The sequence below is a fragment of the Methylomonas sp. TEB genome, assembly GCF_047777895.1.
Taxonomy (GTDB): domain Bacteria; phylum Pseudomonadota; class Gammaproteobacteria; order Methylococcales; family Methylomonadaceae; genus Methylomonas.
On the sequence record NZ_CP180476.1, the window covers coordinates 4,873,149 to 4,887,891 of the forward strand.

Annotated in this window: 13 protein-coding genes; 5 read left to right on the forward strand and 8 right to left on the reverse strand. The window is 51.6% G+C overall.

The window, feature by feature from the left end:
- Positions 1-17 precede the first annotated feature (17 nt).
- The 4 genes from ACMXD4_RS22155 to ACMXD4_RS22170 all read left to right on the forward strand — a co-directional run bounded on the left by ACMXD4_RS22155 (position 18) and on the right by ACMXD4_RS22170 (position 5,077).
- Complete coding sequence (locus ACMXD4_RS22155; protein ID WP_415879392.1) at positions 18-1,715, forward strand: NAD+ synthase; 1,698 nt, start codon at positions 18-20, stop codon at positions 1,713-1,715.
- A gap of 10 nt (positions 1,716-1,725) precedes the next feature.
- Positions 1,726-2,772 (forward strand): NUDIX domain-containing protein, encoded by a 1,047-nt coding sequence (locus tag ACMXD4_RS22160; RefSeq protein WP_205452519.1) that lies wholly within the window; start codon positions 1,726-1,728, stop codon positions 2,770-2,772.
- Between the two features lie 58 nt (positions 2,773-2,830).
- Complete coding sequence (locus ACMXD4_RS22165) at positions 2,831-3,049, forward strand: DUF3820 family protein (RefSeq protein WP_171697175.1); 219 nt, start codon at positions 2,831-2,833, stop codon at positions 3,047-3,049.
- 951 nt (positions 3,050-4,000) lie between these two features.
- Positions 4,001-5,077, forward strand: a complete 1,077-nt coding sequence (locus tag ACMXD4_RS22170; protein ID WP_033156900.1) for an alkene reductase — start codon at positions 4,001-4,003, stop codon at positions 5,075-5,077.
- Between the two features lie 445 nt (positions 5,078-5,522).
- Here the strand turns inward: ACMXD4_RS22170 and ACMXD4_RS22175 are convergent, their stop codons facing one another.
- From ACMXD4_RS22175 to ACMXD4_RS22190, 4 genes are all read right to left on the reverse strand, one after another.
- Positions 5,523-6,104 (reverse strand): DUF4166 domain-containing protein, encoded by a 582-nt coding sequence (locus ACMXD4_RS22175; protein WP_415879393.1) that lies wholly within the window; start codon positions 6,102-6,104, stop codon positions 5,523-5,525.
- Positions 6,105-6,107: 3 nt separating this feature from the next.
- Entirely contained in the window at positions 6,108-6,581 is a 474-nt protein-coding gene (locus ACMXD4_RS22180; RefSeq protein WP_415879394.1) for a DUF2269 family protein, read from the reverse strand.
- Positions 6,578-7,867, reverse strand: coding sequence for an NAD(P)H-binding protein (locus ACMXD4_RS22185; RefSeq protein ID WP_415879395.1), 1,290 nt, complete (start codon positions 7,865-7,867; stop codon positions 6,578-6,580). Before ACMXD4_RS22185 ends, ACMXD4_RS22180 begins: the two co-directional genes overlap by 4 nt.
- 162 nt (positions 7,868-8,029) lie before the next feature.
- On the reverse strand, positions 8,030-9,034 hold the full coding sequence (locus tag ACMXD4_RS22190; RefSeq protein ID WP_415879396.1) for a helix-turn-helix domain-containing protein: 1,005 nt from the start codon (positions 9,032-9,034) through the stop codon (positions 8,030-8,032).
- 128 nt (positions 9,035-9,162) lie between these two features.
- On the opposite strand from ACMXD4_RS22190, the gene ACMXD4_RS22195 reads away from it, so the two are divergent.
- A complete protein-coding gene (locus ACMXD4_RS22195; protein ID WP_171697169.1) occupies positions 9,163-9,732 on the forward strand; it encodes a Uma2 family endonuclease in 570 nt (189 codons plus the stop codon).
- A 20-nt stretch (positions 9,733-9,752) separates the two neighbouring features.
- Here the strand turns inward: ACMXD4_RS22195 and ACMXD4_RS22200 are convergent, their stop codons facing one another.
- From ACMXD4_RS22200 to ACMXD4_RS22215, 4 genes are all read right to left on the reverse strand, one after another.
- Positions 9,753-11,273, reverse strand: a complete 1,521-nt coding sequence (locus tag ACMXD4_RS22200; RefSeq protein WP_415879397.1) for a fumarate hydratase — start codon at positions 11,271-11,273, stop codon at positions 9,753-9,755.
- Positions 11,274-11,426: 153 nt separating this feature from the next.
- Positions 11,427-12,221 carry a chemotaxis protein CheW gene (locus ACMXD4_RS22205; protein WP_415879398.1) on the reverse strand — a complete coding sequence of 265 codons (795 nt, stop codon included), beginning with the start codon at positions 12,219-12,221 and terminating at the stop codon, positions 11,427-11,429.
- 757 nt (positions 12,222-12,978) lie between these two features.
- On the reverse strand, positions 12,979-14,043 hold the full coding sequence (locus tag ACMXD4_RS22210) for a ParA family protein (protein ID WP_415879399.1): 1,065 nt from the start codon (positions 14,041-14,043) through the stop codon (positions 12,979-12,981).
- Between the two features lie 159 nt (positions 14,044-14,202).
- Entirely contained in the window at positions 14,203-14,724 is a 522-nt protein-coding gene (locus ACMXD4_RS22215; protein ID WP_033156909.1) for a YcxB family protein, read from the reverse strand.
- Positions 14,725-14,743 lie beyond the last annotated feature (19 nt).

The following is a 14,743-nucleotide window of genomic DNA, read 5'->3' on the forward strand; positions in this document are numbered from 1 at the left end:
TCTGCATAGGAATTGTTATGTCTACTTGTCCCTTAACCGTCGCCATCGCCCAAATCAATCCTATGGTCGGCGATTTTGCCGGCAACTTGGCGATTGCCAAAGATGCTTATCGCCAAGCCGGCGCGCAGCAGGCGCAATTGTTAGTGTTCCCGGAGTTGTCCTTGTGCGGGTATTACCCCGGCGACCTGTTAAACGAATCGACCTTTATTCGCAAAGCCTACGAAGCGTTGGCAGAGCTGACTGCTTTTTCAACGCAGTTTCCGGACCTCGTTGCGATTGTCGGCACGCCGATAAAAGCAAACGGCCCCGGTAAGCCGCTGTATAACGCGCTGATTGCCATCGGTAACGGCGAGACTATTGCGGAATATCACAAGCAACTGTTGCCCACCTACAATATTTTCGATGAGCGCCGTCATTTCGAGCCGGGTCAACAGGGCGCGGTGAGTATCGACGTCGCCGGTTATAAAGTAGGGCTGATGATTTGCGAGGACGGTTGGAACGACAATGCCGACGATTATCCGGTTAATCCTTACGAAGCACTTGCCCGGATGCGCCCGGACTTGGTGGTCAGCATCAATGCCAGCCCGTCCAATATCGGCAAACGCGCGCAACGCCAACAAGTGATTTGCGGCGCGGCCCGCCGACATGGCTTGCCGATACTGTATGTCAATCAAGTCGGCGGACAAGACAGCATTGTGTTTGACGGGGCTTCCTTTGCCGTGAATGCTGATGGTGAGATTGCGCGGGAATGGCCGGCTTTCCAAACGGTGATAGATACGCTGCGTTTTGCAGAAGGCGGATTTCAAACCATTGCGCAATCGGCCCAGCCCCAAATTGATAATGATCAGGAATTCATTCTGCAACATATCCTGCTGGGCTTACGCGATTATGTGCGGCGCTGCGGCTTCAAAAAAGTCGTGGTGGGTTCGTCGGGCGGTATTGATTCGGCGTTGACGATTGCGATTGCCGCCGAAGCCTTGGGGCCGGAAAATGTCATTGCTATCACGATGCCGTCGGCATTTTCCAGTAGCGGGTCGGTAAGCGACTCGCAGTTACTGTGCGAGGTTTTGGGGGTAACGCTTTACAGCTATCCGATCAGGACGTTGGTGAATGATTTTGCCGAGCAATTTAACAGCAGTTTTAGCGACGAATTGCGCGGCTTGAGCCTGGAAAATCTGCAAGCCCGCCTACGCGGTACCATCCTGATGGCGTACTCCAACCACTCCGGCGCGATGGTCCTCACTACCGGTAACAAAAGCGAAATATCGGTGGGTTATTGCACCTTGTACGGCGACACCAACGGCGGCTTGGGCCTGATTGGTGACTTGTACAAAACTGAGGTGTACCGGCTATCCGCTTACATTAACCAACGCGCCAATCGCGAGATTATTCCCGCGGCGATTTTAACCAAACCGCCTTCCGCCGAATTGGCGCCCGATCAAAAAGACACCGATAGCTTGCCGCCTTACGAGGTGTTGGATGAAATCTTGAAACTGCTGATCGAAGGCAAGCAGTTGGCTGAGCGGGAATATCAACAAGCCCAGGAGTTTGTGACTGGCTATCGAGCCAGCGCCGCCGGCGAAGCGGTGTACCAACGCATCGTCGGCATGATAGCCCGCAACGAATACAAACGCCGACAAGCACCGCCCATCATTCGGGTGCGACCCAAAGCGTTCGGCGCCGGCCGGCAAATGCCGATAGCGGCCAAGCATTAAGGCTAGAGCGATGACTAAATACCAAAAAGCCATTGTGATTGGCCGTTACCAAATTTATCACAAGGGGCACGAGCAACTAACCCGCCGGGCCTTGGAGATTGCTGACGAGGTGCTGGTGATTGTCGGTTCGTCCTTTCAGTCCAGAAATATCCGCAATCCGTTTAAATGGACCGAGCGGGCGGCCATGATCACCGCCACGCTGCAGGAGAGCGAGCAAACCCGCCTGACATTTTTACCGGTGCGGGATTATTACGACGATACGCTGTGGAATGCCGATGTCAGGCGGCAAGTTGGAGCATGTGTGGCGGACGGCGAACGGGTTGCGTTGGTCGGCTTTAACAAGGACGAGTCCACGTACTACCTGGATAATTTTCCGGATTGGGCGATGGAAGCGATAGAGTCCGAGCTGGATATTGATGCTACGGCGCTGCGCCACCAGCTGTTTGCGGCGGAAAGCGCGGAGACCGCGTTGACAAACATCGCCAGGCGGATTTCTGTGCCGGTGCGGGATTTTTTAAATGATTGGGCAAAGAATCCCGAGTACGCGGTATTAAAAGCGGAATACGCCAAAATCGATGCAGAGAATCAAGTCTATGCTGGTATTCCTTGGGATATTATTGCCACCACCGTCGATGCGGTAGTCACTGTCAACGATCATGTATTGCTGGGTAAGCGCAAACATTATCCCGGCAAAGGCTTGTGGGCTATCCCCGGCGGCTTTCTGGAGAAACGCGAATCCTTGCTGCAAGGCGCGATCCGCGAATTGAAGGAAGAAACCAGCCTGAACCTGCCGGATGCCGCTTTGCGAGACTGCCTGCAACAGGTTAAAGTGTTTTCCCACCCCAGAAGATCGTGCCGTGGCCGCGTCATCACGCATGCGCATCACTTTGCTTTGGCAACTCCTTGGCTTGATGGGTCTCGGCCGGAGATAAAAGCAGCGGACGATCTTGAAAGCGTGGCCTGGATACCGATCACGCAGCTGCCGGCACTGGAAGAAGCGCTGTTTGAAGACCATTTCGCTATCTTGTGCAACTTCCTGTCATTTCAAACTAAGTAGGACGATGCACGTTATTTAAGCTTAACAGGGCAGAGGGAATAGCCAGGGAAACTTATCCATGAAACCCGAAGATTTACCAAAACTGGTCAGCGTTACTATGCCTTACGGCAAATACAAGGGCCGCGTTATCGCCGATTTGCCCGGCCACTACCTCAATTGGTTCGCGCGCGAGGGATTTCCTGCCGGTGAATTAGGCCGGCTATTGGCATTGATGCAGGAAATGGATCACAACGGCCTAAAACTTTTGCTCGAGCCGCTCAGACAAATAAAGTCCTGACTATTAAGCTGGTCCTTAATATGACTGGTCTTTATTTGCCCGGTATCAGACGGCTGTTTTTTAGGCAAAAAAATTCCGACACGAGGCCGGATTAAGGGAGGAAGTTATTGCGCTGAACATCTCTGCAATGGTGAGTATAGTATCAGTGTTTCCTAATGCCTGGAATGCGACATAATGTCACGCGGCAACTGGCTGAAACGCAGTTTAGTGATGCCCGTGGTGACCAAAATGTCCGTGACCGTGATGCCCGCCATAGCCCCTATGGCCTCCGTATCCCCACCCACCGCGAAACATTGGCACAGGGACCGGCACAACAGGCGCCGAATAGCCGTAACTATAGCTACCGTAACCATACGGCGTATATGTCGCGGGATAAGACTCCGCATAGGGTGCGTAAGCCACACAACCGCTCAACATCGTCAGACTCAAAAACATCAGGGCAAGGCGTATTCGCGTGTTCACGACTACCAACCTTGCCGTATATTCCGATCACACCGCGGTGCTGGGATGGGTTGTTGATAGACAAACCCTCTCACTGGCGGCAACCCGTAATAATCTGCCGGTGCCTGGTAATAGCCGACTGCGGGCGGCGGCACGTATGCGCGGTAATACGGATTGTTATAGTGATACCCGTAGTGCTCGCGTTGGTAACTATGATGATGTCTGCCACCCCAGCCGCCGTCATGCGCAAATGTTGCGCTCGAAAATAGCAAGATGGTTGCCAATAGTGTGGTAAGCCTGAACATAAATCCTCCTTATCCGGGATCTTCAGTTGCGGCTCATTGTTCACCCGCAGGCTTAAACATCTCTTAACTGACGACAATTCTTAATAAGACTTTTCCGCGCACGGTATGAACGGTGCCGCCTGATTGCATATTTCCATAAAATACCTGGCTGGATGGTATGGTGTAAGGTAAAACAGCTAACAATTGCATTTAACATGGAGACGATATGAGCAACCTGTTTGAGCCCATCAAAGTGGGGGACATCAATTTACCTAACCGCATCGTGCTGGCACCTTTGACACGCTGCCGAGCCAGCGCCGGCCGGGTGCCTAACGAGTTGATGGCCGAATACTACGCACAGCGAGCGGATGCCGGGCTGATTTTAAGCGAAGCCACCAGCGTGTCCGCGCAAGGTGTGGGCTATCCGAACACGCCCGGCATTTGGTCGGATGAGCAAGTGGCGGGCTGGACTAAGGTAACCCAAGCAGTACATGCAGCGGGCGGACGAATTTTCCTGCAACTCTGGCACGTCGGCCGGGTGTCGCATCCGGACTACCTAAACGGCGAGTTGCCCGTCGCGCCCAGTGCGATTGCGCCCTTGGGGCATGTCAGCTTGCTCCGTCCGATGCGGGATTACGTGACACCCCGAGCCTTGGACATTAGCGAAATCCCCGGGATTGTCGAGACTTACCGTAAAGGCGCGGAAAACGCCAAACTTGCCGGTTTTGACGGGGTGGAAATTCACGGCGCCAATGGCTATCTGTTAGACCAATTTTTGCAGGACAGCACCAATAAAAGAACCGATGCTTACGGCGGTTCGGTGGAAAACCGCGCCCGTCTGATGCTGGAAGTGACGGATGCGGCTATTTCGGTATGGGGACCGGGTCGCGTGGGTGTGCATCTTGCGCCCAGAGGCGACTCGCATACGATGGGTGATTCCGATCCCTTAAATACCTTTGGCTATCTAGCCGAGCAATTGGGCAAACGCGGCATTGCGTTCATTTTTACCCGAGAATCGCTCGGAGAAAACCGTATCAGCCCGGCGTTGAAAAAGCGGTTCGGCGGGGTGTTGATTGCCAACGAAGGCTTTAATAGAGAAACCGCGCAGCAAGTCATTGCAGCCGGCGAAGCGGATGCCGTTTCGTTTGGCAAGGACTATATTGCCAATCCCGATTTAGTCCGGCGTCTGCAACTAAATGTGGCCCTTAACCCCTATCATGCTGAAACCTTTTATGGGGCCGCGGGGCAGGATCCGAGAATTGGCTATACCGATTACCCGCGTTTGGTCGCGGACGTGGGCTAAAAAAATAGTGTGGTTCCCGCGCAAACGGGAACCAAACATGTTACCCACCAGTGGCTTGCGCGGCTTGCAGAGAGATATTAATCGCCACCCGGAACTTCAGACAACGCCATATCCTGCAATAATTCCAGCCAAATCTGGCGATATTTTGGACATCCGGCTTGGTAAAAACAGTTGGCCAAGACGCGCCAACCGGCCATGCTGGGTTTCTTCAGTCAACACGTCGTAGCTGTTCGCGCTCAGCCGGAATGGTGCCTGGACTAACCAGGCTCAAACCCACTCCGGTTACACCGCCATGCAAGAGCTCACCCCACAATATTCGAACTTATCCGCGATTATTCCGGGTCGTCTTGAAAACCGGAACACAGCGGTATAGCGGGCATGCATGCTTGGGAAGAGCCGCGTTTGTATCCCGCTCTGTAGCCGCCCTTCCCATCGATAAACCCTATCAGCCATAGCGAAAGTTACCCCGGTAGTAATAACTCACACCCCACCAGGGATGGCGGATGCTGAAATCCAGATAGAACTCGTCTTCTGAAACAGCACGTTCGCTGATGCTGGCCGAACCTAGCAATAAGTAATCCGGAATATTCAGGCGTAGCGACCCGCATTGCCAGAAATGGCCGTTACTGCGATACAGCAACTCGCCGTTTTCGACGCTGACGTGCAAGCGTAAACCAAAACCAAAGCCTATGAGTTCGACCAACTCGTGGTCAGCCGCATAACTCATCCTGGAACTAAAGCAATCAGTTTTACCATCGGCGTAAATCATCGTCCTATGCCACTGCAATAGTTCGCCGTCGGCGGTCTTGTCCACTTCGGCTTGTGCCGCCTGCCCGCGCCACAGTAACAAGCCGCCGAACAAATGAATTAGCCAAATCAACGGAAACAGGTAAATTGGATAGCCAATTTCCATCGTTCCCGTTAGCCGGCTTTGTTGGCCGTCGCTAATTCGATAATGTCTTTGAATAACCTCCGGCAATTGTTGCCAGTCGTCGCCCAACACTTTTTGCATTAATGATTCGGACATGGCTCAGCTCCAGAGTGAATTATGAAACACCATCAAGGTGGTGATGCCTATCATGCCGAAGAAGGCCGGCACGCCCAACCATAGCCAAATCTTGGAATAATAGTGGTACAGATAAGGTAAGGCTCGGCCTTGAGCCAGTGCCTCGGTGGCGATGTCGCGCATGCGGATCTGCAAAATCACCACCGGCAACCAGCACAGTCCGGTGATTAAATACAGCACCACTGTCCACCACAGCCAGCCGTCGCCGAACGAAGCCGACAATTGATCGGCCAATAACACGCCGGTTAACGGCTGGATAATCACAGTCGGCGTGGTGAACCACCAATCGGCCAGCACTACATGTTTGCTGGTCGAGGCGATTGCCGCGTGATCGCCGCTTTTATCGGCCATCACTTTGTAAAACACCGTACCGGAACCCAAGCCAAACAATACGATGGCGCTGAGGATATGGATCAATTTTAACGATAAATACATCATGACGGCTCTCCTTCCAATATTCTGACAAGCAACAAGCACATTAAAAACGGCAGGTTTTTCAACAGCGGACCGAACGGGTGGAATACAAATTCCGGTAAACAAACAGCCACTGTCAGGCTATAGCCGAGGACGATCCAGAACTGCCAAAGCATTAGCATGTTGATCCTAAACCGCGCCAAGGTCGCCAATCCCAAGCCCATATCCATGGCTGCCAAGCCGTATAAGGCAATTGGCGCGCCCATGCCGGTGATGCCGAGTGGTGCCAATAGCTGATAACTCAGTTGATGCGGGTAGAAAAACAGCGAGGTGATGCCGCTCCATAACCAGACGAAGGCAATCACGTATCGCAACAAAGGCTTGAGAAAATACAAACCCGCATGCCAACGCTCGGCTGGGCAGGCCGCTTGTTCGAACCATTGCTCGTTCACGTTGATGGGCGCTCGGCCCAAAAACTGAGTGAGGGGTTCTGGATCTGCGCAATTGCCGCGATTCAGCATCGCTACGTTGTCTTTGCTCAAAATCGGCTCGCCCAGCCATTTGCCCATACCCGCCATGCTCAGCGCAAATGGGTAAGGCACGGAGCAAGTTCCGGCCTTGGGTTTGCCTAATCGCCGCCTAAGCCCTTGCAGCCAGTCCGCATAACTTAGGGGGCTGGGGCCGACCAAAGCCAAGGTTTTACGACCGGAGACAGCCGGCTCAAGACAACGGCAGACGGAGGTGGCTACATCGGCGATATGAATGGGTTGCAAAAGCTGGCGGCCACCATCCGGCAGCAAATGCACGGGTAAAGCGGCCAACGCATGAAACAAGCCGCTACTTTGCCCGCCGGGGCCGTAAACCAGCGACGGTTGCAGTACAAACCAGTCCAGGGCCAACTCACGTAAGGCATCGTCGGCGGCTTTTTTGCTGAGATGGTAATTCGATTCGGCACCCGCGTCGGCACCCAAAGCCGAAACTTGCACGATCTTTTTTACGCCGGCGTGTGCACCGGCTTGAAACAAGGCTATCGGTGCTTGGCTATGCAACTGGGCAAAGCTTTGGTTGTTGTTCTCGGCAATGATGCCCACGCAGTTGACGATTGCGTCGACAGCTTGCAGATGCGGTAGCCAGTAGTCAATTACGCCGGCCTGGGCAAAATCCAAGTTTAATCGGGTCAGGTTTGGATTATCGATGAGTAGGCGTTCGGGGTGGCGGCAACAGGCCGTGACCTGGTGACCCCGTCGCAGCAACTCGTGTAATACGGCGCTGCCGATAAAACCGGTCGCGCCGGTTAATAGAATGTTCATGGTTTTGCTCCAAATGTTGAGAGGCAGGAGCAGATTAACGACCACGAAACGGCCGAACTTCCGAATTGATAGGACAGGAATAGAAATAATTTACGCGGGATATAACCCGATAAACTTCAAAGTGTTACGGATTTACAAAATGATAAAACTGGAGTTTTTTGTTTAGCCGGCGTGTGTTTTTCGATATTGCCCCGGCGCGACGCCGACGATGTCGCGAAACGCCGCGTAGAAATTGGATTGGGTGCTAAAACCCACCGTCATGCCTATCGACAATACCGACGCATTGGGTTCCGCCAATAGCAATTTTTTAGCAGCGGCGATGCGTTGTTCGCGAATGTAGCGGGAAAAACCTTGTTGAAATTCGGTATTGATCAGTTCGGATAATTGGTGCTGGCTCAAATTCAGTTGCTCGGCCAGCAAACCTAGGTTCAGGGTTTCCAGTGCATATAGTTTGTCCTGTGTCATCAATGCATCCAGTTTGGCCAGCACTGCCGGTTTATCGATATTTTTTAAGGTCGATTCCGCATAAGCCGCCTGCACCGCTTCCGACACGTCGGCGGCAATGCTGGGAAAACGCAATAAGGTCAACGCCACCGCGAAAAAGGCCAAACCGATCAAGATGCTGTAAACAGCAATAAAGTCTGCTTCATCCAGTAGCGGCCAGATGAAGCCCAACACCAAAACCGCCACCGCTATGGCAAACAAAACCCCCAGCGCCAATAACTCCCAATGAAAGCGCTGCCTTTGTCCGCGCAGCACATAGACGGTTTTCGCCAGCCACAGCAAATAGCCGCCGCCAACCAAAAAAGCGCCGGGCAGGGCCAACCGATAAGGCAAAATCAGGCACAGCGCGAACGGCAGGACATGCAATACAACGTGCCGGCTATAACCGGCTGCATTACGCAACAGTTGCCGGCTGTAAAAATAGAAGCTGGGAGCAATCCCGTACAGCAGAAACAGGTACAGCGCGGAATGTACCAGCTCGTATCGATTCAGCAAGTAGCCTAAATGCAGGCTTTGGATGCCGGCCAAGCCGGCTATCAACAGAAAACCGGCCAATTTCGACGTAAAGCGTACGGGTTCCCTGGCTTGCAAGATATTGCCGGCCAGCAACAGCAAGGCCGCACCGAGCGAAAAACCGATAAATAACAGCGCAACGATAGACATGGATGACCAGGCGAAAAAGAGATTTGAGTTTAGCCCGTGTTTTTAGGCCGGCCAAGGTTTGGGCCGGCACTATCTATTGACGACTCTAGCCGTTAAAATCGCTGGCGGGTAAACACGAGGACATGCACATGGCTTTAGCGGAAAAATTATCGATCAGCGTCGCGGATTATCTGCAAGGCGAATTAGTCAGCGACATCAAGCATGAATATATTAATGGCGAGGTGTATGCGATGGTCGGCGTGAAACGGGCACACGACACCGTCACAACCAATTTAATCGCTTTTTTGCATACTTACCTGCGCGGAACACCTTGCCGGGTTCATTCCGGAGAAATGAAAGTTCGCGTGCAAACCGCCCACGACGACTGTTTCTTCTACCCGGATTTACACGTCACCTGCTCGGCAGCCGACACCGCCGAGCACTACAACAGCCAGCCGAAACTGATTATTGAAGTGTTATCGGACGCTACTGAGCGCTATGACCGAGCCGAAAAGTTTCATCACTACCGCAAGTTGCCCAGTTTGGAAGAGTATGTGCTGATCGCTCAGGACACGCAGCGCGTGGAGTGTTACCGCCGCGCCGAGCAATGGGATTTACGGCTATATCAAGCCGGGGAGCGGGCGTTGTTGCAATCCATCGGCCTGGAACTGCCGGTCGCCGAGATTTATGAAGGCATCGTGTTTGAAGGCCCGGCGTAAACTCCCTCTCGCACTAAAGCCTAAGCCAGCACCACCGGAATCTTCCCAATTTTTGATTGCCACTCTTTCGGCGCGGTCGCATGAATCGACTCGCCGCGACTATCCACCGCCACCGTTACCGGCATATCTTCCACCACAAACTCGTGAATCGCTTCCATGCCCAATTCCGGAAACGCCACGACCCGCGCTTGTTTGATGGCTTTTGACACCAAGTAAGCCGCGCCGCCGACCGCGATCAAATACACTGCTTTATGCTTGGCGATGGCTGCTATCGCTATCGGGCCGCGTTCGGATTTGCCTATCATGCCCAGCAGGCCTGTTTTTTCCAGTACCGTGTCGGTGAAACTGTCCATTCGCGTGGCGGTGGTGGGGCCGGCCGGGCCGACCACTTCATCGCGCACCGCATCGACCGGTCCGACGTAGTAAATGAATTTGTCTTTTAAGTCCACGCCATCCGGCAAGGGTTCTCCCTTGTTCAAAAGATCAACGATACGCTTGTGGGCGGCATCGCGGCCGGTTAGTAAGGTGCCGCTGAGCAGTAAGGTTTCACCGGGTTTCCAGTCGGCAACGTCTTGCTTGGTCAGGCCATCGATATTGACACGGCGAGCACTGCTGGCGGATTGGGTAATTTCCGGCCAGTCGCTTAGCTTGGGCGGCGTCAGCAGCGCTGGACCGGAACCGTCTAACACGAAATGCGCGTGGCGGGTGGCAGCGCAGTTGGGAATCATCGCCACCGGTTTATTGGCGGCGTGAGTCGGGTAATCCAGGATTTTCACATCCAGCACCGTGGTCAGTCCCCCCAGACCTTGGGCACCGATGCCCAGCGCGTTGACCTTGTCGTATAGCTCCAGGCGCAACTCTTCAATAGCATTCGATGGCCCGCGAGCGATCAACTCCTGAATGTCGATAGAACCCATACACGCCTGTTTGGCCAACAACATCGCTTTTTCGGCAGTGCCGCCGATGCCAACGCCCAGGATGCCGGGTGGACACCAACCAGCGCCCATGGTCGGCACGGTTTTCATCACCCAATCGACAATGCTGTCGGCCGGATTAAGCATAACGAATTTGGATTTGGCTTCCGAGCCGCCGCCCTTGGCCGCTACTTCCACGTCCACCTTGTCACCCGGCACCAGTTCCATATGCACCACCGCCGGTGTGTTATCTTTGGTATTTATACGCTTGCCGGCCGGATCGGCCAGGATGGACGCCCGCAACACGTTGTCCGGATGCAGATAAGCCTGGCGCACACCTTCGCTAACCATCTCGGTCACGCTCAATGCCGCATCCCAGCGCACGTCCATACCAATTTTTAAAAAAACCGTAACAATGCCGGTGTCCTGGCAAATCGGCCGGCGGCCCTCGGCGCACATCCGCGAATTAATCAAAATCTGCGCCATCGCATCTTTCGCCGCCGGGCTTTCCTCCTTTTGGTAAGCCACATACAAGGCATCGATGAAATCCTTGGGATGGTAATAGGAAATGAACTGCAAGGCATCGGCGATGCTTTGGATGAAATCGGCTTGGCGAATGGTGGTCATGGTGGTCGTCGGGCTATGAAGGAGAATTGGGAATTTATCACGAACCGCTAGCGTCCTGAATCAAAAACTGGTCGCCCAAGCCGTCGGTATTAAAATATAAAACGACAACTTGGAAGTGAGGATGATTTCATTATCTGCCCGGCACTGCGGGCGCTAAATTGCCGAGTTCGCTGATTTACCCATCAACCCCGGCGCATTGTTGGCTAAGGATGCAAGATTAATAATCGGCACAGCCTGACCATTCTCAAAGGATACGAACTCGGAAAAATGCTCGGACCTTGCAATAGGGTTGTCACGACGCATCGACGCCTTCACTTTAACGATGTCAGACACCTCATCAATGCCGATAGCCAGGTAATTGGCATCATGTTTGGCAAGCAGGACTAGGCGTCTTTGCAGGTCGACAACCAATTCAATCGTTGAGTCGAAAATATTCAAAAGCTCCGTTAACGTGCCGTGTTTAGCCTGATTCAAAGCCGACAAGGCTTCATCGACACGGCCGGTTTCCGCCATATTCAGCAATTTATCCGCTAGTTCATGTATGGCGGCGTGCGGTCTTTCGAAACAAGACAATAGCAAATGCAGTTTTTTGTGTCGGGGCGTGTAAGCGTAAAACCACTTACCAAAGGCGCATTCCCTGGGATTTCTGGCCTTGCTGAAGGTGCCGTGGTTGCGGACCGAGTATTCCAGTTCGGCAATCCATTCCAGGTGATCTTTTCTGCGAATTTCCAAAAAGGACTTTAATTCCTCGTATTCAAAGTATTTCGACTTGATATCCAACAAATCCCAAAGCGAGACATAAGGAAAAACCTCGCCATCGATACCGTAGAAGGGATCGGAGTTCTGCCCGCTGTACGGATAAACCGGGGAAATGGGCACAATCCTTTTGACGCTGGATAGCGGTAGGCAAAAATATTTTTCACCGATTTGAAAAAGTAACAGTTCCATGCTTGCTCCTCCCACCCGATGAACCGGTGGGCTTCGTTAATTTCCCAATAATTTGCAGGTCCTCTGCTTTCGAACGACATTGCGGCGAAGGCCTTTATAGATACTGAGTCACCCTGTCGGTGAGACGGGCCGGCTCATCGCATTGGCAAAGCTAGTTCCTTTTGTCGTTGGTTAACCATCGGCATAAGCAAATGCAACCAGAGTCTAACCTAATTCGCCATTGTCTAACATCCAAAGCAAGTATAGATTAGCACGCACTAATATTTTGTGGGGATCATTGCGTCGCGGAGAGCAATCCGCGTGGGCACAAAAACCGTACCCACCCTAAGAGACTACAGTGAAATCGGGATAGTTTTATTCCCGTATGCCGCGCCGAGCACCGGAACTTTTGAACGGAATAGCCCGAAGGGGTGCGGCATGGATGCCGCACGTTGACGAAGGGGCAGGAAGCCCCTTTCGGTAACCCCGTTCAAAAGCGAGGAGCGCAGGGAACAAGCGGCATCCGGGTGTCTTTTCTTTTGGATACTTTTCTTTGGACAAGCAAAGAAAAGTATCTCGGCTGTCGGGCCGACAAATCGGCAGGATAGCCGGTTTGCATGCGGAACACCCGCAGGGCGAAACGCATGGATGTGTTTCGTGAAACCGACATTAAAACCAGCCGTCGCGTTAGCGACACCAAACACGAAAACATTGTTTTTGCTAGACGACGCAGAGCGTCTAGGGATGCATCACCACGCTGAAGCGTGGGAACGATAAATTATTCAATGCGTTTCACAAGGTCTTTTATATTTGGCACTTGCCTATCTAGTTGACTCTGATTAACGGTCACCGTTTTTCCGGCAACCACCTTTTGCCCTGCAGTAAGAATACCTATAGGAATTCCTAGGGCCCCTGAAACAACTGAGGCTGTATTTGCATCATTAACTTCAAATTGAAACATATTTTTAAACGTTTTTTTGTTATTTGGTTTAGGGGTTCCACTAGGATGTATACAAAAAGGGGTATCACTGGATTGCCACTCAGAATAAATTTCATCGCTTATTTCATCAACAACTGTTTTAAATGCGGAAGCTGATGAATTATTCATTTGAGTTAGCCTATTGCCAATATACATATAAATTTCTGGCAAAGACATGCGATGACTATTTGTTTCAATATAAAAATCCGATTGCCTGTCACCTAATTGTCGCCTCTTCCCATATACCAACGATAACACCGCCTTAACAGCTCTCTTTGATGAACCATCGGCAGAAAACGGAATTAACAATCTATCTGCGGCGGTTAATGCCAACTCTGTATAAACAGAAAAGCTTGGATTACAATCTATAAAGACGCAAGTATCGGTATCTTTCCATGAATATTTAATATCTGAAATTAAATCTTTAACCCACAAATGCACTATTCTCCAGGCATCATCAGGCCCTCTATTTCTATCTGTTGCACTAGATACGCGCGATGATTGGAGCTCTAGTTTTTCATCCCCCACAATTAGATATACATTAGAGGGTACTTTATCGTTATATTTACAAACCTGAGTTATGTAGTCAGCACCAGACTTAGTCGGCACATAAGGACTAAGAATTCTATCGTCAATATATCCTGAAATAGTTAATCTTGGCTGTTGCCCATGAATATTATTTAAATGCTGTTCACCAACAACCATACCGCCAAGCAACATAGACGATGAGTTTGCTTGAGGGCACAGATCGACCACTAAAACTTTTTTGGTAGGATGTTGGCGAGCATATTCGGATGCCAATTGAAAAGTTAAATAACTTTTGCCGACACCACCTTTATTATTCCAAATTGCATATATAGCCATGCTTCAAATCCTCACACTTTTTTGTTATTGCGTATATTATAGCTAATCATGGTCTATTACTGTTAGTAAGGCATGTTATAGACGCCTAAAGGAGACTTTTGTCTACCAAAGGAATATATTCGGCCGTGCCCCATATTTATCAAATATAGGTAAACAGTATCAACCCGCCCTCTCAATCATCCCCTCAGCCTGCTTAGCAAACGCCTTCAAATCGCCTTTCTTGACCGTGGCGCGCGGAATCACAATTGCCGCATCAATATCCACATAGATGTAAACGTAATCTTTATGTTTTTCCACCCGCAACATGTCTTTCCACGGAGTTTTGCTCTTACCGCCGGGAGCGCGTTCTTGCAGGAATTCCGGCTCGATGCTCAGCCAATGAATACCGAATAAAGCCTTTTTTTCCGCTTCGGTGTATTTGTTGAAAAACTGGCGGCGCATGTCCATCTTCATGATAAACGGCGACGCAATCGCCCAGGCCAGCGCCAATATCGTGATGTAGGCGGTGGTGGTCATGTCCACGTAATACACGTAATAAAACAAAGCAATCGCCATCATCACGCCGGGGGCGAAGATGCGGTTTTGGCGGATTTTTTTCTGCATTTCCGGGTCTTTTTTCAGCCTTTCCTCATTAAAGTGGACCAGGTCTTCTTCGCGGAATTCGTATTCGATTTCTAACATGTGTATCGCTCAATGGAGT